This window comes from Blautia sp. LMAG:89 (genome assembly GCF_008679485.1).
Taxonomy (GTDB): Bacteria; Bacillota; Clostridia; order Lachnospirales; family Lachnospiraceae; genus Blautia_A; species Blautia_A fusiformis.
On sequence record NZ_NANC01000004.1, the window covers coordinates 836,525 to 859,081 of the forward strand.

Here is a 22,557-nt window from a genome sequence, read left to right on the forward strand (position 1 = left end):
TTCATCTTTATCATACCAAAAGAGAAAAAATAACTCAATATTTTATTATATTTACTTGAATATTATTTGCTTACTTATTTCTTCTGCCACATTCTTAATATTATTCATCCTCCTCACCCATTCCATCTGATCCTGCAACTTCAGTTCTTCCGTCACGCCCCACCGTTCAGCCATCTGTTCCACCAGCATCTCAACTTTTTCTCTTGTTTCTTTATCGACTTGATTCAGATGCTCCGTCAATTTCCCGGTCAGTACCAGATACTGATACCTGGCACTCCGGTGTTCCTTCAAAAACTGTTTTCGCATTATTCCATATTTCCCATATGTAGGTTCTTCCTCATTGATTTCCAGGTCTGGAAAATAATAATCTCCATACAATGTGTAGCTCAGTCCATTCTTTTCATCATAAATCTGTTTCTTCATATCCTTACAACTCCATTCCTCTGTATTTTGTTTTGTTCTTCTTTATCTGTGCATTGTATTCTTCACTTCGTTCTCTTGCCCATTGTATGCGGTCACCTATTTTTTTCGGCATCTGCTCTTTCTGTTTTCTCGCTTCAAGTTCCTCCTGGATTCGTATATCGTCCTGTACCAGTCTTTCTACCATATCTTTCCCCAACATACGTAAAAGTCGGTTATATCTGTCTGCAATTCCCTGCAGTATTTCTTTCTCACCAGACAATTTCTGATAATCTTTCTGAACTTCTGCCAGTTCCTTTTTTGTTTTTTCATGCTCTTGCTTTTTCTTCTGAAACTTACTTTTCCAACTATCTCTTTCTCTTGTGAGTTCTTTCACCTGTGCAGCCATCGCACCGATTTTGTTTTTCATTTCAATGAATAATGGTTTTATTTTCTTATCCCGGTAAGTTACCGCACGTTCCAATGCTGTAGCTTCCGGCAGAAATGTTTTGATCATTCCATATTCTTTTATTTCCTTACTGACATTATCCATCACTGGTTGCAGGAATTCTCTTCTGTCTTCAAGTTTTTTCAATTCCGTTTCTGCTTTCTCCGCACGTTTTTCCGCTATCTCTTTATCTTTCTGAAACTGAATTTTTTCTTCTTCCAGTAGCTTAATATCTACCCTTGCTTCTGCAATCTGAGAAGTCAATCCTTCATTCTCCACTGTCAGATTTTCTTTTTTCTGCTCCAGTTCCTGCACTTCCTTTTTGCGTTCTTTTTTCTTGAAATTGTAAACATCCAGATGTTCTTCATGTGTGCCTTTCTGTTCCCATTCAATTCCATGCTGTTTTGCGATTTCAGCCAGCACTTCCTTTTCATGATTTATCCACTGATTCAGTTCTGTATCATGCTTATTTCCACCTTGAAATCCAAGACTTTTCAATGCCTGCTTCAGTGAAACTCTGGTATCCATTCCTTTTCCCTTCCAGTTGGTCACATAAGGAACAAAGTCAATATGCAGATGCGGAGTAGCTTCGTCCTGATGCAGATAGCAGCTAAATACCCGAAGTGTCGGATTCCGTTTCTGGAAGTCTTTCACATATTCGCCCAGTACCCTTACAGCCAGATTTCCTTCTGACGTTCCCACTGCCATATCCTCACAATTACCAATCTGGAATATCACTTCATGAAATAACTTCTCCTGTTTGCCCTGTCGGATTTTTCATAATAATTTGCAATTTTCCGGTCCTTTCTTTTCCCGACATTATATCTCTCAACCGCATCGTCAAACAGCTCTTTATAAACTTCCTTCAGATTCTCATTCTTATAACAAATGTTCAGTTGTACTCTGTCCGGATCTACATTTTCTGCTACAAAATCCCGTCTGTTATGAGCCAGTGAACCGGCTCCGATCATGCCACTGATTGTTCGTTTCATCATAAATTTTCTCACCTCTTTTCTGTTTGAGTACCAGATATGGCACATAATTTTTATTTACGCCAGACATGGCGATATTTAAGAAACTTTCGCCGGATACGGCGGTTTTGTTACTTTTGTCAAAAGTAACGCAAAAGCACTTTCGACAGCCGTACCGTCCATCAAAAGTCCCCTTGCGCCCTGCCGGGGGCATAACTTCCTTATGGACGTCTGTTCTGCACCGACCGAAGTGGATCATAGATCTGTTTATTCTGGTATCCTCGCCTGCACATATTCCAAATCTCCACAATAAGGCGTTCCCACCAGATACCATTCTCTTGCCAGATTCATCTCTATTCTGGTCTGTACCCATTCATCATCTACCAGCACTTCCAGTCCTTCTCCACAGTGAAATCCTGTATCAATCCATAAATCCGATGCTAATAATCCATATCTACCATTGCTACTGTTATATCCTAATCTTCCCTGTTTCATCATTTTCTGCTCCTTTCCAGTCTGTAAACGGAATTTGTAAACGGAGTTCAAAAGATTTTAAAAGTTAACGTTTTAAGTTTTTTCTTCAAGTTCCGTTTACATCGTTTACAATAATCTTTACTCAAACGGTATTTCCAACTGTTCCGGTACTTCCATAAAGCCGTCTTTATCTTTCTTCACCGAATCTTCCATCCGTTTCCATGACCGCTGTATTCCATATTCCTTTCCGAATCGATGTGTACCATGTGGTTTCCAGCCTACAATCGCATTGTTCATAATATTGGCAATTTCTTTACCTTCCCACTGTTTCATTTCTCCGGTTCGATGTAGCGCTTCATCGAACAGAATTCTTGTACATACATAATCGTCATCGTAGTCATCAAGAAATGCCTGTATGATTCCGGCATTGGTATCTTCCGGCATAAATTCTTTCTGCAGACGCTTTGCCTCTTCCTCAATTTCCTTTGTAAATCCTAAGAACACATTTCCCTGTCGATACAGTACCATTGCCTCCGCCCAGGCCTGTTCGATATAGGCTTTGCTCTCTGCCTCATTGTCCAGAATATGAACTTCTGCTTTCGACATATCTGTCATCACCGGAGCAAATCTTCTGTTTCCGGTTCTGTCCAGCGGAAGGAAATTCAGATCATTTGAAGTACCGCAAAATACACACTGTCTCGGTCTGTCTTCTGGGTGAACTTCATAAGGTACTTTATAAGTTTCTTTCTGTCTGCTCAGAAACGATTTTATCTGTTCAATATTCTTTGCTGTGATAGTTGCCTTCATTTCTCCCATTTCGATAATCCAGTGATTTTGCAGTTTTCTGTAAATATTTTCATCATCCAAATGATCCAGATTGTCGCTGAACCATTCTTCTTTTATCGCTAGATATTTGAAAAATGTGGACTTTCCGGCTCCCTGACTTCCAACCAGACACAGCATAATATCATACTTTATTCCCGGTTCATAAATTCTTGAAATCGCTGCCAGCATATGCATTTTCATTACTCCGATTGTGTATTTACTCTTTTCTGCTCCCAGGAAATGCGGAAGCATATTTTCTATTCTTGGAATCCCGTCCCAGACCAGACTTTCCAGATAATCTCTAATTGGATGATATTTATTTTCATTGGAAACAATATCTACTCCTGCTTTGATCACACGCTCACTTGTCAGTTCATAATTTTCTTCCAGATACATTTTCAGATTATTTTCATCAGTATCTGTAACCGTAGAACTGTTATTTCTCCGTTCCCAAGGCACCTCTTTCACAATGTCCATTCTTCCAGAAAGCTCATTTCGTTTAATCGCTTTTTTCAGCACTGGATCTTTTTGTAATACGGTTACACAATTTCTGATTGTCTGCTTTGTTCTTCCTTTATCCGTATGCTCCAACATATCATTGACATCTTCTGTTGTAAGCATCTCCTCGTTCACAATATCTTCTAATTCCATCAAGGACTCCTCGCTGATATTCGTTAATTCTTTCTTCAATTTTTTCAACCTCCCTTCTCTTCGTCTTGAAAAACTCTACAATCTCTTCTCCTGTTCCAAACATCAGCACGTCCAGATAGTCATTTATCTTTCTTTCATTTGCCAATGCCTCCGTAAATAATTCGTGCCATTCTTCTTCCGGTTCTGGTCTGTAAAACTCTTTCCAGAACTGAATCCATTTCAGATATCTGATCAGCACGTCAGTTGCATGTTTCAACCACTGCTCCAGTTTTTCTCTGATCATCAGAACTTTAGGTTTCTTTGATATCAAAGTATTCCTGCTTTGGTGCGTCCTTTTGTATTTGTTTCTGTCTTCGACTTTTATATCCAGTCCAAAATCTTCTATCAGCTTTTTCGCAGCTTCATACTGTGATATTCCAAATAACCTTGCTGTAAAATCTATCGCATCACCGCCCACTCCACATGCAAAGCAGTGATATATTTTATCTGCCTTCATACTTGGGTGTCGGTCTTTATGAAACGGACAACACGCCATTCCATTTCTTTTTACTTTAATCCCGTAATGCTCCGCAGCCTGTCTGGCTGTCACACATTCTTTTACCTGTTCAAATAATGTCACTTCTACCTCCTGCCCCTCCGGGCAAGTCTCTGATGAACAGATATTCGGGAATTGTTGTATCTTTCAATTCGTGATATACTAAATCTGCCAAGATGGTATATCAGTGAATCTGATTATCAGAGAACTTGCTTAGATATTTTGTCTGGGCTTTTTCTTTTTGTCTGTCAGTAGTCATAGCTCCACTCCTTACACAAATCTCCTTGTTGGGATAATGATAATTTCAAATTTGCTTCCATCCTCTAATTCAAGAAGAATCGCATAATCCGAATCTCGATCCGGTAAAATGGAACTTATCTTCAGCTTCTTACTATAATTGAGCGTATCAAATATTTTTCTGACTACTTTCTTTGTTTTCATGTGTCTTTTCCTCCTTATTTAACGTTTGTTGTCCAACATCTCAGCTACCTTTTTTTGCTGTGACGGATACAGGTGACCATAAGTGTTTAATGTCATCTGAATATCTTTGTGCCCCAGTCTTTCCTTGATGATCAGTGGCTCTACACCCTGATAAATCAGATATGCTACATGGCTGTGACGGATATCATGCACTCTGATTGGTTTTACACCGGTCAATGCTTCATATTTCTTGAGCCGTTTCTGCAGTGTTCTCGCCACAATCGGAAATAACCGCTGATTTTCCGGAAATCCATAATGCTTCTTCGCATACTCCTGCACCTCTTCTTTAAGAAAATTAGGAATATCAATGGTACGGACTGAATTTTCTGTTTTTGGAGTATCAATCACATCTCTTTTCCTGATCCGGTTATAAGTCTTATTGATATGCAAAAGATTACCACTCATATCAAAGTCTGAAAGACTCAATGCCAGAAGTTCTCCTTCCCTGATTCCTGTCCAGAACAGAATTTCAAATATCAGATAATCTTCACTCCCCGGCTCAATCCCGGCAATAAATCTGTCATATTCTGCTTTCGTCCAGAATTCCAGCTTATTTGCATCCGATTTCCCCATCTTTTTTACTTTCTTACATGGATTTTCCTTCAGATTGTAAATTTTCTGTGCATGATTAAACAGTGCATTTAACTGATTTTGGATCATACGCTCATAAGTATTGCTGTATCCTTTTTCCTGAATGGTATTCTGCCACTGGATAATCTCTGCTGGTGTAATCTCATTCATTTTTCTTGTTCCAAAATACGGAACAATGTGCTTGTTCATCATGTGTTGCTTATTACGGATTGAATTTTCTTTCAGTTCATTCTTTTTATCTTCAAAATAGACTTGAATAAAACTGTTCATCTCCATCTTCATATCCGCTGCAGTTTTTCTTATGAATTCCTTTTCATAATTTAATGCTTCTTTCTTTGTCTTGAACCCTCTTTTCAGCTTCTGCGTTTTCTTTCCTGTCCAGTCAATATAACGGAAGCTCACATACCAGGTTCCCTGTGTTTTGTCCTTGTAAGCTGACATCTTAAATCCTCCTTCATACTACTCTCTGAGAGCATCCATAAAATTTTGTTTCCCAGTAGGGACGTGGAATCTTTCCACGAACTGCTACATATCCTTCCTTTGCCAGTTCATCATTGAGCTGCTTAAGAATAGAATATGCTTTACTGCGTTTCACACCTAATTCTTCCATGACATCATCAACATTCATCATATAATTAGTTCTCATAGCGTCCTCCTTTCAAGTCACTTTTGTGACTCTTTTATTGTTCTCTTATAATAATTCACTTTTGTGAATTTGTCAATAAACATTTGCGAATTTATTTTTTTCATTCCATACCTATTGCTTGCGTATCAGGAATTTGTTAAATCTCACTCTTTTGTATCATTCACTTTTGTGCTAGAATAGAAGCACAAATATTATTAAGGAGGCAGCATTATGGTTGGCAAAAAAATCCGGGCATTCCGGGAATTTAGAGGATACAGTCAGATACAATTAGCCGAGCTGTCCGGCATTAACGTAGGTACGATTAGAAAATATGAGCTTGGAATCCGGAATCCAAAACCAGATCAGTTAGAAAAGATAGCAACTGCACTGGGATTAAACGTAAGTGTTTTTCTGGATTTTAATATTGAAACAGTCGGAGATGTACTCTCTCTGTTGTTTTCTATTGATGATTCGGTGAACCTCTCACTTGCTGAAACACCTGATCAGAAGGTTGCGCTGACATTCGATAATCCTACAATGCAGGACTTTTTCAGGAAATGGTGTCAATTTAAAAATGTCTATGAAAAGGAAAAAGCTGAAATATTAGCTATTGAAGATAAATATAAAAGACAAGAAGAACTGGATAAGCTAAATGCTACCCAGGAAGAATGGAAACTGCGCGCTATGGGAACTACGATAGGTTGCCATACTATCGTTAAGAAGGGCACTGAAGGCAATGACATCAAGACATATGATCTGACTTAATTTTGTGCATAAGAAAAAGAGCTCACGAAGAGCTCTTTCTTTTTGGTGGTCTGGGGGAATTTCTTATCATTCCATGCTACCATTACACCATATCGCCGCAAATACCCAGACCTACTAATAAGATTTCTTTTTTCATAATATCAATTCCTTTCTTGTAAATGCACTTTTCGATGTCATATACTATTCCCGAAATCATAGAACTCAAAAGAATTCCTAATATGGTGGCGATATCTGGAATCGAACCAGAGCCTATTGCTAACTTTGTTATAGTGGTAGTATAGCATTGATTTCAAATTTGTCAATCCGCTTTCAGGATTTTGTTATCATTTTGTTATCACAAACGGTTGTCAGGACACTCTCCCGGCAACCGTTTTTCTATACTGTTCGTTATTCTTTTCCGCTCTTTTATATATTTCCAGGCAACAGAAAAACCCGTAGAACCGAAGTTCTACGGGTATCTTACGTTTGGACACAACGTTATCTTACGATAACAAATCTATTTTCAGATTGTATTACTCGATGATTGTAGCAACACGTCCTGATCCTACAGTACGTCCACCCTCGCGGATAGCGAATGTAAGACCCTGGCTCATAGCGATCGGATGAATCAGCTCGATTGTCATCTCGATGTTATCTCCAGGCATGCACATCTCTGTTCCCTCTGGAAGGTTGCAAACACCTGTTACGTCTGTTGTTCTGAAATAGAACTGCGGACGATAGTTGTTGAAGAATGGTGTATGACGGCCACCCTCGTCTTTAGTCAGAACGTAAACCTGAGCTGTGAATTTTGTATGGCATGTAAGTGTTCCTGGTTTAGCAAGAACCTGTCCACGCTCGATCTCGTTTCTCTGAACACCACGAAGAAGTGCTCCGATGTTATCACCAGCCTGAGCCTCATCAAGAAGTTTACGGAACATCTCGATACCAGTTACAACAACTTTACGAGTCTCCTCTTTGATACCAACGATCTCAACTTCCTCAGATACGTGAAGAACACCAGCCTCAACTCTACCAGTTGCAACTGTACCACGTCCTGTGATGGAGAATACGTCCTCTACAGGCATTACGAACGGTTTATCTGTGTCACGCTGTGGGTCCGGAATGTACTCATCAACAGCATCCATAAGCTCCATGATCTTGTCTCCCCATGGGCCAGCCGGATCCTCAAGAGCTTTAAGAGCAGAACCCTGGATAACCGGAATGTCATCTCCTGGGAAGTCATACTCGGAAAGAAGATCACGGATCTCCATCTCAACGAGCTCAAGAAGCTCCTCATCGTCTACCATATCACATTTGTTCATGAATACAACGATGTAAGGAACACCTACCTGACGGGAAAGAAGGATATGCTCTTTAGTCTGAGCCATAACACCGTCTGTAGCAGCAACAACAAGGATAGCACCATCCATCTGAGCTGCACCTGTGATCATGTTCTTAACGTAGTCAGCATGTCCTGGGCAGTCAACGTGTGCGTAATGTCTACGCTCTGTCTGATACTCAACGTGAGCTGTAGAAATTGTGATACCACGCTCTCTTTCCTCTGGAGCTTTATCGATATCCTCAAAGTTCTCTACTACGTTTCCTGGAACTCTCTCTGCAAGAACTTTAGTGATAGCTGCTGTTAATGTTGTTTTACCATGGTCAACGTGTCCGATGGTACCAATGTTACAATGCGGTTTTGTTCTCTCAAACTTAGCCTTTGCCATTTTAAAATGTCCTCCTTAAAACTTGGCTCTATCAAAATTAGAGCATTTTTTCAGATTTAAACTTGCTAACCTTGATTATATTGCAAACCAAGGTTATTTGCAAGCATTTTATTTATTTATAGTGGATCAGTCCTTCTTAGAAAGGATCTTCTCCTGTACAGACTTCGGAACCTGCTCATATTTCTCAAAGAACATAGAGTAGTTACCACGTCCCTGTGTTCTGGAACGAAGGTCTGTAGCGTATCCGAACATCTCGGAAAGCGGAACATATCCACGGATCATCTTACCGCCGCCGATATCTTCCATACCCTCGATACGTCCACGACGGGAGTTGATATCACCGATAACGTCACCCATGTAATCCTCTGGTGTAGTAACTTCGACCTTCATGATTGGCTCAAGAAGAATCGGAGCTGCTTTCTGCATAGCATCCTTGAATGCAAGAGAACCTGCAATGTGGAATGCCATCTCAGAAGAATCGACTTCATGGTAAGAACCATCGTATACATTTGCATGTACACCAACTACCGGGAATCCTCCGAGGATACCAGCTTTCATAGCTTCCTCGATACCTTCGCCAACTGCCGGGATGTATTCCTTCGGAATAGCACCACCAACAACTGTGGACTCGAACTTGTACAGCTCTTCTCCGTTGGCATCCATAGGCTCGAATTTAACTTTACAGTGACCATACTGTCCACGACCACCAGACTGTTTAGCATACTTGCTGTCTACATCAACAGGCTTGGTGATTGTCTCTTTGTAAGCAACCTGAGGTGCACCAACGTTAGCCTCAACCTTGAACTCACGAAGAAGACGGTCAACGATGATATCCAGGTGAAGCTCACCCATACCAGCGATAATGGTCTGTCCAGTTTCCTGATCTGTATGAGCACGGAATGTCGGGTCCTCCTCAGCAAGCTTAGCAAGTGCCTCACCAAGTTTGCCCTGTCCAGCTTTTGTCTTAGGCTCGATCGCGAGCTCGATAACTGGCTCCGGGAACTCCATGGACTCAAGGATTACCGGATGCTGCTCGTCACAGATTGTATCACCTGTTGTAGTGAATTTGAATCCGATCGCTGCAGCGATATCACCGGAGTAAACCTTATCCAGCTCCATACGTTTGTTAGCGTGCATCTGAAGGATACGTCCAACACGCTCTTTTTTATCTTTTGTGGCATTCAGTACATAAGAACCGGAGTTCATTGTTCCTGAATAAACACGGAAATAAGCAAGTTTTCCTACGAATGGGTCAGTCATGATCTTGAATGCAAGAGCGGAGAACGGCTCATCATCAGATGAATGTCTCTCAACTTCGTTGCCGTCAAGGTCAACACCCTTGATAGCCGGGATATCTGTAGGAGCCGGCATATACTCAAGGATTGCATCCAGAAGTTTCTGAACACCTTTGTTTCTGTAAGCGGAACCGCAGCAAACCGGTACTGCTGTACACTCACATGTAGCTTTTCTGAGGACAGCTTTCAGCTTGTCTACAGAAGGCTCATCTCCCTCAAGATACTCCATCATGAGGTCATCATCCAGCTCGCAGATCTTCTCGATCAGCTCTGTATGATAAAGTTCTGCATCTTCCTGCATATCCTCCGGGATATCAGTAATGGAGATGTCATCACCCTTCTCATCATTGTAGATGTATGCTTTCATCTCGAAAAGATCGATGATTCCTTTGAAGTCATCCTCTTTTCCGATTGGAAGCTGAAGGCAGATAGCGTTTTTACCAAGACGAGTCTTGATCTGCTCTACTGCACCGTAGAAGTTTGCACCAAGGATATCCATCTTGTTGATGAATGCCATACGAGGTACATTGTAGGTATCAGCCTGACGCCATACGTTCTCTGACTGCGGCTCAACACCACCCTTAGCACAGAAAACGCCGACAGCACCATCAAGTACACGAAGGGAACGCTCAACCTCAACAGTGAAGTCTACGTGTCCTGGTGTATCAATGATGTTGATACGATGCTCAAGAGCACCTGGCTTTGGCTTGCAGTTCTCCTCAAGAGTCCAGTGACATGTTGTAGCAGCGGATGTGATTGTGATACCACGCTCCTGCTCCTGCTCCATCCAGTCCATTGTCGCTGTACCTTCATGAGTATCACCGATCTTGTAGTTAACACCTGTGTAATAAAGAATACGCTCTGTAAGAGTTGTTTTACCAGCATCGATATGCGCCATGATACCGATATTTCTGGTTCTCTCTAATGGATATTCTCTTCCTTCTTTTCCAGCCAATGAATTTTCCTCCTCGAATTAGAAGCGATAGTGAGCAAATGCTTTATTTGCCTCAGCCATCTTGTGCATGTCTTCTTTTCTCTTAACGGATGCACCTGTGTTGTTCATTGCGTCCAGAAGCTCATTAGCCAGTCTTTCTTCCATTGTCTTCTCGCCTCTCTTACGTGAGAACATTGTAAGCCAACGAAGAGCAAGTGCCTGACGTCTGTCTGCTCTTACCTCGATCGGAACCTGATAAGTAGCACCACCGATACGTCTTGCTTTTACCTCGAGAACTGGCATGATGTTGTTCATAGCCTCTTCAAATACTTCAATTGCTGGTTTACCAGCTTTTTCCTCTACTCTGGTGAATGCACCGTATACAATTTTCTGAGCAACACCTTTCTTACCGTCTAACATGATGTTATTGATAAGCTTGGTAACCACTTTGTTATTGTACATCGGGTCAGCCAGAACGTCTCTTTTCTGAGTATGTCCTTTACGTGGCACGTTACTTCCCTCCTTAATCATATTGATTATATCATCGGTACTCACGCAGTAAAACTATTGCATGTTCGCACTGGTAAGGTCCTATATTTAACCCGCAACCGACAGGGTATATGGAATACCGTACAAATCCTTATAGTCTTCCGCTGTAATACATTAGATGAATAATATCTTTGTAATCCTCCTGATTATCTGCAATCAGGAAGCGGCGTAGATTTCTGATCTACAAAAATTATTTTTTAACTTTAGGTCTCTTAGCTCCGTATTTGGAACGAGCCTGTTTTCTGTTAGCGACACCTGCGGTATCAAGAGTACCTCTGATGATGTGGTATCTTGTACCAGGTAAGTCCTTAACTCTTCCTCCACGGATAAGAACAACGCTATGCTCCTGAAGGTTGTGACCCTCTCCTGGAATATAACTTGTTACCTCGATACCGTTGGAAAGACGAACTCTGGCGATCTTTCTAAGAGCTGAGTTAGGCTTTTTAGGAGTAGCTGTTTTAACAGCAGTACAAACACCACGTTTCTGTGGAGCAGCCTGATCAACTGCTTTCTTTCTTAAAGAGTTGTATGTTTTCTGCAGAGCCGGTGCTGTAGATTTTTTAACAGCTGTCTGACGGCCCTTTCTTACTAACTGGTTGAATGTTGGCATTCCATTTCACCTCCCGATTTATTTCTCCATGGGCTTTCCCATGGGGCCTTGCGGTTGCTATTTACAAATTACGGCATACGAAAATATAACGTTTCATTCGCACGCTTGCTCATTATAGACCGTAAATACAGGGCTTGTCAAGGTGTTTTATAAAGAATTTTTGCTGATTTTACAGGGGTTTAACACAGTTTTCTTCATAGATGTCACAACCCTGCGAAAATGACGGTTTTACCTCCAGGGTCTGGCCTTTTCTGTCCACCCGTGTTCCTTCCAGTAAGCCACATCCACTTCATTCCATCCACTTTTTACAAGCTTACGCATCACCTCGAAATATGTTTTGGTCTTCAACACCGGTTTTACATGGCCATAGTTCTTACGGATTTTTTCTGCCAGCTTATCGGTCGCTTTCTCAATCTCCGCCATCTTTTCCGGAGAAATTGATTTATAATTTATGGCATGAACGGCAGTACCGTACCTGTATATCTTTCCCATTCCCCAGAAAAACATACTGTCTGCCATATCTTTGTTGGTCCATTTCGTTCCGGCACCTGCTGCGGTAGAAATACAGACTCCCTGTTTGGAAAACATATCCGGGTTTGGCCTGTGCAGCATCCATCGGTAGCCATAGTGATCCAGCCATGCTTTCATGGAACCGGTACAGTGATAAACATATACCGGACTTGTAAGAATGATCACATCTGCGCTGTCAATGGCATCTGTCAGCGGTTTCAGTTCTTTATAATATGGGCAAAGCTTCTCATCCTTCACAATACACTGGTTACATCCAATGCAGAAATGCCCGAAATCTTTTGGCAGAAAAAACTCTGTCACTTCTCCACCCAGCTTGTCTGCCAGCATTTTTCCTATATGATAAGTAGAACCTTTATGGTTCTGCCCATGCACCATTGTGATCTTCATAAATCCCATCCCCCATTTTTACAGCTCCGTCATCTCTATCTTGCCTGATCACGATCTCTTTACAACGATCCTCTGTAACTTTCAGTTTCTCTCCACGGATATATTCCCGGAAACTGTCCTTAAAAGAGACGCCGCTCCGAAAATCTCCGCATTCTCTTCCGTATATCCTTCTTCTTTTTCCATCCAGCGGTCCACGATCTTCTAGGCTTCCTTCAGCCTTCCTCCTGCGATCCAGGTATAGATCAGCGCCGTTGCAGCTGTAGGATCATCTTCATCCTGCAGGTACCATTCCCGGCAGAAATCACCGGCCTCTTCTTTTTTGTCCAGGGACAGCATCGATGACGCCAGACGAAATCTCAGATCCGCCGGAGCTTCCTCTTTCCACGCAAAAAGATCCAGAAGCTTTCTGCAGACTTTTTCCATCTGAGCCTGGTCCTCTTCCTGTTCCAGTGTTTCCAGATAATCATTGATCCATATTTTCAGATCAAAAGAAAACCCTTCCATGCCGCTGAGGCAAAAAAGCTCCGGTGCAAAATTGTGCTTTTCCCTGCGTCCGCTCTCAACGATTTTCATCAAAGTATCAAACGCCTGATTCCACGCCGTCACATCTCCATCATCCCGCACCATACTTTCGTAAGACTGTATCATCTGCGCTTCCAGTTTTTTCCACAGTTTTTCCATGGCCTTTCCTTTCTGTACTGCAGCATCTCCTGCAGGTTCAAAGCCGCCGGCTCCCGCAAGCCGGAAACGGCCTTTTTATCCGGTTATGGCCTCCGCTCCTTCCTGGAAGTATAGCACGTCTTTTTCCGCCTTTCCACTACAATCTGGGAAATTCCCAGGATCATAACCATTAATATAGAAAGAACTGCTCCCTGTTTTAATCCCGGGGTGCTATATCTCATAACGATCTCATGACTGCCTTTGGAAAGCTTTATGCCTGTAAGTCCCTGAATACTTACTGCCTGTACTTTTTTTCCATCCACAAATATCTGCATATCCGGATCATAAAAGCTTCGTATCAGCAATATCCCATCCTGTTTCACAGATATACTGCCTTTCCCGTCGGAAAGATCTGTCTGCTGGGACGAAAGCTTCCGGTAGATCTCATCCAGATCCGATTCCTGATAGGTTCCCAGAACTGCCTCTTCCATGCCACAGTCTGCCGTTACCCGCACTGTGGTATCCGACTGACAGGTTCCAAGATCCAGAAAATTATTGTTCCAGTAATCCGATGTCTGGCTCTGCCCGTTAATGGTCACATTCTCCGGCTCCGTCCCCGGAATATAGAGATATCCATGCTCTCCTTTTTTCAACCGCACTGTAAAAACCGCTCTTCCGGCCAGCAGGGAATCTGAATTTATCGTCTGCATTTTGTACAGTCTTTTTCCCACGATCCCGCTGAGAAGCCGGTTTTGCACTTCCAGCGGATCCGTTCCTTCCATGGCATAATCCGCTACAGAATCGTTTATCATATATGCCCCTTTCAATGCCCGGGGATTCTCATACAGATCAAAGGATGCACTTTCGCCGATCTTTTCATATGCCGTATGCAGCGTTCTTGTATTTCTACAAAGAAGATACCGGATTCCCAGCAGCATGTCCATCACCTCGGTAGCTCCCGCATACTGATAACGATTTTCCAGATTTTCAAATCCCATGTTTCGGACAAAATCCCACATTTCTTCTGTATTCGTGGAAGAATACATGGAGATTCCGTTCAGCTGGTACAGCATTTCCTCATTTCGAACAAGGGGATTTACAATGGCCGACCGGTAGTTTACCTGATCCGCCCCTGTCTTTTTCATAAGACTGGTCACTTCCCTGTCACTTTCCGCATAAACATCACGGTTGGCAGTTCCGTTGTCTGTGATACTGAAAACACCATGGATTCCGGTTTCCGCAAGTATCATTACGGCCAGGACCAGAGATACGATCTTCCTGATTTCCACACGTCCCAACGGATGTGACGGAAGTTTTCCACAAAGAAAACTGCCCGTCCACACCGGAAGAAAAAATGCCGCGATCACTCCGTCTGTAAGAAGGGTTCCCAGCCCTTTTCCGCTTTTCAGCCCTACAACAGTACAAAATATCTCTGCCAGGATAAATCCTGCCAAAATCCTCTTCCCGCTTTCCTTCTCCAGTTTTCCCCAGGCATCACAGCTTATTTTCAAAAGCAGAAAGATGAGAATAAACGCAAAACGATTGGGAATCCCCACCGGTTTGTGCATTCCGTGAAACAACAGATTCAGCGCTGTGATATGAAAGCCTGCAAAATACAGAAGAGCCATTGCCCCTAACATGATCTTTTCTGTCCTGCGGATCTCTTTGTTCAGGAAATAGATTCCTGCAAAAAGAAGCACCGCACATCCGCAGTAAAGGTTTACATCTCCCTGCTCCCCGGATTTTACAAAAGACATGGAATCTTCCATCAATGCGCCAAGCTGTTTCCAGATATCTCCGTAGACACCCTGAAGGCCGGTTCCCGCTTCTGCCGCAGCCGGTGTCCGGGATACTGCAACGATTCCCGGGATCAGCGTGATTCCTGCAAGGCCGGCTCCGCCAATGGAGGCTCCGGCAAATTTCAGCAGAGAATGTGGGATCTTCTCCGGGCGTTTCTCCTTTTCCAGAATAATCATTTGTACCACATAATACAGCGCCGCAAAGGTGCACAGCATAAATCCCATGTAATAGCTTGTCAGGATACCATACCCCAGAACAAGGCAGTACCCTTTCCACTTTCCGGTATTTACCAGCCGTTCAATAAGATATGCCAGAACCGGCAGGAGCATGATACAGTCCAGCCACATCACATTGCTGTAATATCCCATCAGAAAATTGGACAGTGCATACATACACCCCACAGAAACTGCCATGCAGTCTTTACCTGGATATTTTTTCCCGGCATACCATGCCATGGATACGCTGCACAGCCCCACCTTGATCAGAATCACTGCCGTTACGGCCTCGTTCACGTACATAAATTTCATGAACAAAAGTACCAGTAAACTGAACGGGCTGCAGAGATAATAGCAGAACAGTCCGTAGAAATTATACCCCATGGCATGTGCGGACCAGGTCCAGCCCGCTCCCTTTCCAAACTGCTCTGAAAGTTCCCTGTAAAAGGCTGTATACTGATGGACTCCATCTACCACCAGCGCCGAATTTTCTCCAAAAGGATAAACACCTTTCAATGCAAAGCCCAGCGTAAAGATCAGCACCGGAAACAGAAACGCCAGGAGATAGATCCACCCTCTGTTTCCCTGTTTTTTGTTTTTTTCCGCTTTCTGTATTCTTATTGGTCTCATTTCATTTCCTCGTCTGTCTGCAGTAATTCCAGGCCGTTCTGTTCTGGACAGCTGAATTATCTATCGGCTGTTATTTTCTGAAATACTGTTATTTCTTTTCCGTCTTTTTTTCTGATCCTCTGTATTCTGTAAATCAAACATCTGCGTTTTACTTTATCGTATGCTCATAAACTTGAACATTTTTGCAAAACAGATCATAGCATGTTTCCTACTGTATCATGTTTTTGTGAAATTACTGCGAATTTTTTCAGAGCAAAAGAAAAAAGCTGTCACATCATTGGAGACACAGAAAACTCCGCCGACGTAACAGCTTCTTTCTGAAGGAATCTGTGTACGCTGATCCACAGATTTCTTCATGGGTGTAATTATTAACTTTATGTGATGAGTTTTTTAGTTCCCGGCCTGTATGATACGGATATTCACATATCCTGAGGTGGCTGTTTACAGGTTAAGAACTATTATGGATATATGATAGCATGGCCATATACATTTGTAAAATTGATATTTCATGTTTATAATATAGAATATTTTAATATTTATCAAACGGATAAAAGCCTCTACCACACGGTAAAATCCTGTTTTTATAAAACGGTATAGCCTCTGGATTTCAGGCAGGATCTCACTTCCATGATATCCTCGGTATGGAATACCATGATCGGCTTGCCGGAATCACGGTTAAAGGAGAGGTACAGATAATCCACGCTCACATTACTGTCCTTCAGTGTAAGAAGCAGATCGTTCAGATTTCCAGTCTTATCCTCAACCTCCACTCCGATCACCTCGATCACGTGGCAGAGATATCCGGCAGCGATCAGAGCCTCCATTGCCTTATCCGGCTCCGAAACTACCATTCGTACGATTCCGTACTCTGCGCTGTCATTGGTTACAGAGCCCAGAATGTTGATATCCTCGTTCTTCAGGATACCGGTAATGTTCTGCATGACACCCTTTTTATTTTCTGCATAGATGGATAACTGTTTCAGCATGATAAAATCCTCTCTTTCCTATGTGCTTTATTTTGCTGTTCTATCGTATGATAAATCTTCGCACATCTTATCAGGTATGTCAACCAGAGCAAGCCGGATAATAACACAGACCTTCATATTTTAGTTTACCCGACTCCATAAACACTGATATTTTATGATCAACATTTAACCCGGCCCACCTGTTCACCGCATGTGAGCATGGAGATATTTTTCCCGGGTAGCGATACCTCCCCGGATATGTCGCTCCTGCTTGTTTACATCCAGTACCTTGCGAACTTCTATGGCCAGAGCCGGATTGATCACTTTCAGGCGTTCTACGCAATCCTTATGTTTGGTTGTCACTAATTAGAACGGTTTCATCTAAGCCTAAATCACCGAAGATTCGTAAGTAAATATCTACGTTACCATCCTTGTCTACTTCAATTTTCTGGATAATCCGTTTAAGCTGTGCATTGGTCATCTGGTGAACATCGGAAATATCTTCAATCTCTTTAAACGTGCGATTCAAGATTGTTTCCAGTTGTTCACCTTTTGTCAGGTGATAAGCAACCATTTTCAACTCATTCTCCAGACGCTCGATTTCCTGTTTTGTGCCGCCGATTTTTTCATTCAGTTCCTCACGTGTAATGAGGTCATCGGTGTACATATCCATGTATTTCTGACGCATTTTTTGAAGCTTGTGAAGCTGTGCGTTCAATTCCTTTTCGTAATTCAGGTTCTCATCCTTGGCTTTGTAAACCCTCTGGAATTCGCCTGTTACGTGACGAATTACATTTTTCTTTGCTTTCAGCAGCTCGGAAAAGTATTCGGACAGAACTTCAATCAACTCTTCCTCGTCCACTGTCTGAGCATTCGGGCAGCTATCCGCCCCACGTCCATTATGACCGGAACATACCCAGCGAATATAAGTATTCTTATAAGTACGAACAGTTCGTCGAAATGACCAGCCACATTCCTTACATTTAATCAGAGTAGAAAACAAATACTTATTGCTCTGCCGTTCCTTTGTTAATTTAAAAGTCTTGCTTCTGCACTCCAAAATCTCCTGTGCCTTTTCATACATTTCCGGCTCAATAATCCGCAGTTCCGGACGTTCTGTTACCATCCACTCCGTTTCATCTTTTTCCGTTCTCTGTCCGGTCAGGAAGTCAGTTACTTCCTGCTTTCCATTGATAATTTTTCCGGTATAAAGTTCATTCGTTAAAATCCGGCACGTCGCATTCTGGCTCCACTGACAATTACGCTTTGTTCGGATGCCTTTCGCATTCAGCATGTTTGCAATCTTGGCGGCACCATATCCTTCTTCGATATACCATTTATAAATCTGCCTGATAACAGCTGCTTCTTCCTCGTTGATTGCCAAATTAAAGTAATCTCCAATGGTTTTATCATATCCGTACACAATATTCGGAACTCGTCCTTTTTCAGCATTCATTTTCTTGCCGAATTTCACACGCTTTGAAGTATTGGCACTTTCTTCCTGCGCCAATGCACCGAAGATTGTCAGAACAAATTCACTGTTTCCCATGCTGGTCATGTTGGCCGTCAAAAACTGTGTCTCGATTCCTAATGCTTTCAGTTTGCGGACATTCTGCAGAAGGTCTACAGTATTTCTGGCAAAGCGAGAGATGTCCTTTACTACTACCATATCAAATAGTCCATGTTCAGCATCAGCCATCATGCGTAAAAATTCTTTTCGATTTTTTATTTTCGTGCCTGAAATACCCTCATCTGCATATAATCTAACTAAGTTGTCACCAGTACGCTGGGTGTACTCAGAGAAAAATTGCTTTTGAGCTTCCAGACTGTTGAGCTGATCAGCTTTATCAGTGGAGACACGACAATAAGCAGCTATATTCATATCTAATACCTTTCTGTTATATTTAAGTCGTTCTGTTACAACTTTATTGTACCATCTAAAATATAATTGTAAATAGCAAAATAAGGAATACCCTTTCTTCAGAATATTCCTTATATGCATTACTCTTCGATAAAAAAATTTTCTAACAATAGCATAATGGATTGTTCATCAACATTACCTGGTTCTTTTAAATTTTTTTTCTTTTTATTCAATAACAAATATGTATCTGTAAAAACATCTTGTATCGTCCCAAGGCATTTATCTTTTGCTAATTTAACCATCAACTCAAGAATTACACGATCCACATAGATATGCAAATGTTCTCCTAACATTTGTATTCGTTTATGGCTTTCCCCTGCATGAACAATAGCATTTCTAAGCCTATATAAGCGATAAAGATGCCATTCAATTCTTTGACAATACTTTTCGGAAAGATGCCATAATTTTTCGCGATTTTCTCTTTGCTCATATAAGTTATATATTTTATAACGTATATTGGGATAATACTTAAGCTCATTCGCAAAATAATCTTCTCGATATTTCTCATATTTTTCAAGAAATATAAAGCCTGCGATTTTACAAATCTCTTTATCGAATTCTGTTATATCTTTAAGCAACAAACTTACTTTTCGATTACCTAAATTATTTTTCAAATCGTCAAGTATATTAGAAAATATGCATTCGAAATAGTCATTTTGTAGAATGGAAACTATATTATCAGTAACGCTTTCAATTTTGGATTTTGAACTATCTGTAACACTTGCAACCTCCAACGCTGACCACAAATTAAGAAATGCATCATTTAAGTCTTGTTGATTTAATGCCGCATTATGCAAATCAACAATCTTATTAAGCTGAGAATAAGTTTCCTTTCCTTTTTCTTGGCATCCCAAAACAATTGTATCTATTTCAGTTTTAAAATTTTCTCGTGGCTCAGGCTTGATACTTTTATACCCAAACGCTTTTACGGGAAGAATTATTCCCTCTTGGGTATCTTGTCGAATTACCAATCCGTTTTTACCTATTACACTGATATTATCATTCAAAAAAACTTCTAAATATCTCAAAAAAATTTCTAATGCAGAATACGCTCGTTTCATTGCTGAATAATTATCATATGCCTTTGTTTCCATAACCCCTATAAAGGACTTTTGCTTTCTTTTAATCTGTTTAAAGCAACCATCATCTTCAAACGAAATATGCAATCTTTCATTTAACAACTTTTGATATGGCTTTAATTTTTCATAAAAAACAAAGTACACTTTGTATTTACCAATTTCAAAATCAAACCTATTCAAAAAAATCTGTGCTTTTTTTTCTGGATCATTTATACTTTCCTCAAATATATTTCTCAGGAATCTATATATATATTCCGATGAATATCCATGCCATAGCAAAAAAGCAAGCCAAGCACGAAGTCCTTTTTCAATTTCTGTTTTACGGTTTGATTCCGACAAATTTTCTTTCAAGTATTTACAACATATTTCATAGTACTTTTTCTTTGGTATCTTATTGAATATATAATGTACCGCTGTTCTTTGATCTTTATCTAAAAATTTTGCCATCTCTTCAATAACTTCATATTTATACAACTCTCGAACAATAACGTCTGTCATTAAACTCGACTTAATCTCTTTTGCAATTATATCTAATTGATATTGCTTAATACTCCCTTTCACCACATCTTTTTCAGTATCAACATATTCTTCTAATAATGTTTGTGTATTATGAACAGGCGCTTTAACAATATCATCTGAATAATGAAACAACATTTCTTGTAGTCTTTGAACAAAAAATAAATATCCATCCTTAGTAGATGTCCAATCTTGTGTAATATATTTCATTTTTCATCCCCCTCGCATTTTTGTAAATCAATCATTTTTTATCAAGTACCACTTTGCATACCTATTAGTTCCTGTTGTAACAACAATTCCATCCTTTTTCATTGCCTGTAACAAATTAGAAACCTTCTTCGATTTCTGTTCATCGCTAAGTACTTCTGGCAATGCTTTTTCCAGTACTTCCATTAAATCTCTTTTGCTGGCTTCTCCCATTGACTGAAGTGCTTTTATAATTAACTGCTTGCAAATATCATCATCTAACCCTTTATTTCGAACATAAGCAGCTTTCTGTCCGACAATATCTGCCACCTTGAAAGATACAAAAACATTAGGATAACGTCCTTCCACAAGACCTTTTTTCTTCAAATCCTTAAAGCTTTCTTTAGAAACTACTTCCTGTTTCTGAACTTTATCCAACAAAAATACAGTTCTCATATCTAAATCTTCATTGGAATATAAAAGCTGAGTATAATTCTTATCCAATATCTTTCCGTACACAGTCACTGTAACTCTATTAATTGTGTTCAAATCATATGTCGGCAATGGGAAGCATTTATCACGCTGTATCTGATACATCATTGGTATTCCCATTGAATTTGTATCAATCATATACAGATTTACCATTGCGTTACACAAAAACACATTTCGATAATACGGTGGTTTATATCCCGGTTCCAGTGCTTGTTCAATAGTTTCTGGTATAAAAGCCCCCTCATTGATAAATACCAGTCTGTCCTCAAATTCCTCTACGTTGATTTTTCCACGCAAGCGATAGTCCTGATGAGCAATACAGTTATTAATAATCTCTTTGATCAGCTCTGGTTCATATTGATCTACTTCATCCGGAAACAAAGTCTGCTGTCCGGCAATATAACGATACTTTACATTTCTGATCCTGGAATATACCTTATCCACTGCCATTAACATCGGTATATCAAAATGTTCATAAGCTTTTACCGAATTATCTGCATTATAAAGTGTCCAGGTAATTCTAGGAATAAAGCCATCAAAGAAATATTTAGCCTCACTTTTTCCTAATAACAATAATGCCGTTCTGGTGATTTTTCCTTTTATTGTAATACCAGCTTTATTTAAAACCTCAATATCAGACAGTTTCTTTAAAACTTCCTGTGCTTTTTTTCGATCACTCTGACGTTTTGAGAAAAGTTCTCTTGCTCTTTTAATCGCTTCTTCATCCAAGTCTTCTATCGTTGCATCTTCTACAATTTCTTTTGACCAATCCATTCCTATTTGACTTCTAAGTAGATCTACTTTATTCATCGGAAGCGGTGATATAGATTCATGTTCTCTGGCATACGCTGCCCCTTGCCATGTTGTCGGAATCCCCCTAATAGCTGGAGGAATTTGAAATGCTATCACTCGACATTTTTCCATTGTCAGTTCGTATATCTCCAGAAATGTCAATCGTTCATTGGTTCCATTTACGATTTCCTTTTTCAAACTTTGCAGACTTCCCTGTTTCCGAAATTCCGTTCCTACATATCGTTTATCATCCGAAATTCCGAAAATCAGCCACGCCTCCTGTAATCCCCGAAGATTTGCTTCATTGCTAAGTGCAGAAAAATATTTACCAATGTCATTAAACGAATAATTTGTGCGTGCTTCTTTAAATTCTACAACTTCATTTTCAAAAGATTCTATCATGCGAACAATCTTTTCTTTTAATTGGCTATCCGTATATATCATATTCTTCCGCCTTTCAAAATTTTCTATGACTAAATTCTATGACTAATCTATGACTTTCTAGAACTAATTTTAACTGATTTT

At 40.6% G+C, this 22,557-nt stretch carries 21 protein-coding genes and 1 pseudogene; 1 reads left to right on the top strand and 21 read right to left on the bottom strand.

Annotated features, from left to right (window positions below; all coding sequences use genetic code 11):
• Window positions 1-51: 51 nt before the first annotated feature.
• The 9 genes from CCC70_RS07755 to CCC70_RS07795 form a co-directional block, all read right to left on the bottom strand.
• Entirely contained in the window at window positions 52-423 is a 372-nt protein-coding gene (locus CCC70_RS07755) for a TnpV protein (protein ID WP_118236024.1), read from the bottom strand.
• 4 nt (window positions 424-427) lie between these two features.
• Window positions 428-1,585 carry a plasmid recombination protein gene (locus CCC70_RS07760; RefSeq protein WP_287084601.1) on the bottom strand — a complete coding sequence of 386 codons (1,158 nt, stop codon included), beginning with the start codon at window positions 1,583-1,585 and terminating at the stop codon, window positions 428-430.
• The gene (locus tag CCC70_RS07765) at window positions 1,582-1,842 is read right to left on the bottom strand and encodes a hypothetical protein (protein ID WP_287084602.1); all 261 of its coding nucleotides are present in this window, start codon (window positions 1,840-1,842) and stop codon (window positions 1,582-1,584) included. The genes CCC70_RS07760 and CCC70_RS07765 overlap by 4 nt, the downstream gene beginning before the upstream one ends.
• A gap of 243 nt (window positions 1,843-2,085) precedes the next feature.
• Window positions 2,086-2,313, bottom strand: a complete 228-nt coding sequence (locus CCC70_RS07770; RefSeq protein WP_118236026.1) for a DUF5348 domain-containing protein — start codon at window positions 2,311-2,313, stop codon at window positions 2,086-2,088.
• Window positions 2,314-2,430: 117 nt separating this feature from the next.
• Window positions 2,431-3,768: a virulence-associated E family protein gene (locus tag CCC70_RS07775; RefSeq protein ID WP_118752656.1), complete on the bottom strand. Its 1,338-nt coding sequence runs from the start codon at window positions 3,766-3,768 to the stop codon at window positions 2,431-2,433.
• A complete protein-coding gene (locus tag CCC70_RS07780) occupies window positions 3,713-4,387 on the bottom strand; it encodes a CHC2 zinc finger domain-containing protein (RefSeq protein ID WP_055056240.1) in 675 nt (224 codons plus the stop codon). Before CCC70_RS07780 ends, CCC70_RS07775 begins: the two co-directional genes overlap by 56 nt.
• Before the next feature lie 186 nt (window positions 4,388-4,573).
• Window positions 4,574-4,744: a hypothetical protein gene (locus tag CCC70_RS07785; RefSeq protein WP_165854697.1), complete on the bottom strand. Its 171-nt coding sequence runs from the start codon at window positions 4,742-4,744 to the stop codon at window positions 4,574-4,576.
• An 18-nt stretch (window positions 4,745-4,762) separates the two neighbouring features.
• A complete protein-coding gene (locus CCC70_RS07790; protein WP_287084603.1) occupies window positions 4,763-5,815 on the bottom strand; it encodes a site-specific integrase in 1,053 nt (350 codons plus the stop codon).
• 13 nt (window positions 5,816-5,828) lie between these two features.
• Window positions 5,829-6,020, bottom strand: a complete 192-nt coding sequence (locus tag CCC70_RS07795; RefSeq protein ID WP_118236029.1) for a DNA-binding protein — start codon at window positions 6,018-6,020, stop codon at window positions 5,829-5,831.
• Between the two features lie 210 nt (window positions 6,021-6,230).
• On the opposite strand from CCC70_RS07795, the gene CCC70_RS07800 reads away from it, so the two are divergent.
• Complete coding sequence (locus CCC70_RS07800) at window positions 6,231-6,764, top strand: helix-turn-helix domain-containing protein (protein WP_055260936.1); 534 nt, start codon at window positions 6,231-6,233, stop codon at window positions 6,762-6,764.
• Window positions 6,765-7,276: 512 nt separating this feature from the next.
• Here CCC70_RS07800 and tuf read toward each other — a convergent pair.
• The 12 genes and pseudogenes from tuf to CCC70_RS07860 form a co-directional block, all read right to left on the bottom strand.
• Entirely contained in the window at window positions 7,277-8,470 is a 1,194-nt protein-coding gene (tuf, locus tag CCC70_RS07805; RefSeq protein WP_015526359.1) for an elongation factor Tu, read from the bottom strand.
• 126 nt (window positions 8,471-8,596) lie between these two features.
• Window positions 8,597-10,720: an elongation factor G gene (fusA, locus tag CCC70_RS07810; protein WP_270391005.1), complete on the bottom strand. Its 2,124-nt coding sequence runs from the start codon at window positions 10,718-10,720 to the stop codon at window positions 8,597-8,599.
• Between the two features lie 18 nt (window positions 10,721-10,738).
• Window positions 10,739-11,209: a 30S ribosomal protein S7 gene (rpsG, locus tag CCC70_RS07815; protein WP_059086633.1), complete on the bottom strand. Its 471-nt coding sequence runs from the start codon at window positions 11,207-11,209 to the stop codon at window positions 10,739-10,741.
• 229 nt (window positions 11,210-11,438) lie between these two features.
• Complete coding sequence (rpsL, locus tag CCC70_RS07820) at window positions 11,439-11,858, bottom strand: 30S ribosomal protein S12 (RefSeq protein ID WP_015526360.1); 420 nt, start codon at window positions 11,856-11,858, stop codon at window positions 11,439-11,441.
• Window positions 11,859-12,086: 228 nt separating this feature from the next.
• Complete coding sequence (locus CCC70_RS07825) at window positions 12,087-12,776, bottom strand: flavodoxin family protein (protein ID WP_118515190.1); 690 nt, start codon at window positions 12,774-12,776, stop codon at window positions 12,087-12,089.
• 201 nt (window positions 12,777-12,977) lie between these two features.
• The gene (locus CCC70_RS07830; protein WP_287084605.1) at window positions 12,978-13,457 is read right to left on the bottom strand and encodes a hypothetical protein; all 480 of its coding nucleotides are present in this window, start codon (window positions 13,455-13,457) and stop codon (window positions 12,978-12,980) included.
• Window positions 13,458-13,540: 83 nt separating this feature from the next.
• Entirely contained in the window at window positions 13,541-16,081 is a 2,541-nt protein-coding gene (locus tag CCC70_RS07835) for a YfhO family protein (protein WP_287084606.1), read from the bottom strand.
• Window positions 16,082-16,662: 581 nt separating this feature from the next.
• Window positions 16,663-17,067 carry an ACT domain-containing protein gene (locus CCC70_RS07840; protein WP_015526362.1) on the bottom strand — a complete coding sequence of 135 codons (405 nt, stop codon included), beginning with the start codon at window positions 17,065-17,067 and terminating at the stop codon, window positions 16,663-16,665.
• A gap of 183 nt (window positions 17,068-17,250) precedes the next feature.
• A pseudogene (locus CCC70_RS07845) lies at window positions 17,251-17,406 on the bottom strand (sporulation transcriptional regulator SpoIIID); the annotation flags it as partial.
• Entirely contained in the window at window positions 17,393-18,928 is a 1,536-nt protein-coding gene (locus CCC70_RS07850) for a recombinase family protein (protein WP_117593509.1), read from the bottom strand. The gene CCC70_RS07850 and the pseudogene CCC70_RS07845, both read right to left, overlap by 14 nt.
• A 119-nt stretch (window positions 18,929-19,047) precedes the next feature.
• Window positions 19,048-20,772 carry a hypothetical protein gene (locus tag CCC70_RS07855; protein WP_015541718.1) on the bottom strand — a complete coding sequence of 575 codons (1,725 nt, stop codon included), beginning with the start codon at window positions 20,770-20,772 and terminating at the stop codon, window positions 19,048-19,050.
• Window positions 20,773-20,799: 27 nt separating this feature from the next.
• Window positions 20,800-22,476: an RNA-binding domain-containing protein gene (locus tag CCC70_RS07860; RefSeq protein ID WP_117593511.1), complete on the bottom strand. Its 1,677-nt coding sequence runs from the start codon at window positions 22,474-22,476 to the stop codon at window positions 20,800-20,802.
• Between the last annotated feature and the right edge of the window lie 81 nt (window positions 22,477-22,557).

What these genes read in the sequence shown, in the direction of transcription:
- CCC70_RS07755 (WP_118236024.1), bottom strand. Translation starts at nt 423, where the DNA reads ATGAAGAAACAGATTTATGATGAAAAGAATGGACTGAGCTACACATTG.
- CCC70_RS07765 (WP_287084602.1), bottom strand. Translation starts at nt 1,842, where the DNA reads ATGATGAAACGAACAATCAGTGGCATGATCGGAGCCGGTTCACTGGCT.
- CCC70_RS07770 (WP_118236026.1), bottom strand. Translation starts at nt 2,313, where the DNA reads ATGAAACAGGGAAGATTAGGATATAACAGTAGCAATGGTAGATATGGA.
- CCC70_RS07775 (WP_118752656.1), bottom strand. Translation starts at nt 3,768, where the DNA reads ATGGAATTAGAAGATATTGTGAACGAGGAGATGCTTACAACAGAAGAT.
- CCC70_RS07785 (WP_165854697.1), bottom strand. Translation starts at nt 4,744, where the DNA reads ATGAAAACAAAGAAAGTAGTCAGAAAAATATTTGATACGCTCAATTAT.
- CCC70_RS07790 (WP_287084603.1), bottom strand. Translation starts at nt 5,815, where the DNA reads ATGTCAGCTTACAAGGACAAAACACAGGGAACCTGGTATGTGAGCTTC.
- CCC70_RS07795 (WP_118236029.1), bottom strand. Translation starts at nt 6,020, where the DNA reads ATGAGAACTAATTATATGATGAATGTTGATGATGTCATGGAAGAATTA.
- CCC70_RS07800 (WP_055260936.1), top strand. Translation starts at nt 6,231, where the DNA reads ATGGTTGGCAAAAAAATCCGGGCATTCCGGGAATTTAGAGGATACAGT.
- tuf (WP_015526359.1), bottom strand. Translation starts at nt 8,470, where the DNA reads ATGGCAAAGGCTAAGTTTGAGAGAACAAAACCGCATTGTAACATTGGT.
- rpsL (WP_015526360.1), bottom strand. Translation starts at nt 11,858, where the DNA reads ATGCCAACATTCAACCAGTTAGTAAGAAAGGGCCGTCAGACAGCTGTT.
- CCC70_RS07825 (WP_118515190.1), bottom strand. Translation starts at nt 12,776, where the DNA reads ATGAAGATCACAATGGTGCATGGGCAGAACCATAAAGGTTCTACTTAT.
- CCC70_RS07830 (WP_287084605.1), bottom strand. Translation starts at nt 13,457, where the DNA reads ATGGAAAAACTGTGGAAAAAACTGGAAGCGCAGATGATACAGTCTTAC.
- CCC70_RS07835 (WP_287084606.1), bottom strand. Translation starts at nt 16,081, where the DNA reads ATGAGACCAATAAGAATACAGAAAGCGGAAAAAAACAAAAAACAGGGA.
- CCC70_RS07840 (WP_015526362.1), bottom strand. Translation starts at nt 17,067, where the DNA reads ATGCTGAAACAGTTATCCATCTATGCAGAAAATAAAAAGGGTGTCATG.
- CCC70_RS07850 (WP_117593509.1), bottom strand. Translation starts at nt 18,928, where the DNA reads ATGAATATAGCTGCTTATTGTCGTGTCTCCACTGATAAAGCTGATCAG.
- CCC70_RS07855 (WP_015541718.1), bottom strand. Translation starts at nt 20,772, where the DNA reads ATGAAATATATTACACAAGATTGGACATCTACTAAGGATGGATATTTA.
- CCC70_RS07860 (WP_117593511.1), bottom strand. Translation starts at nt 22,476, where the DNA reads ATGATATATACGGATAGCCAATTAAAAGAAAAGATTGTTCGCATGATA.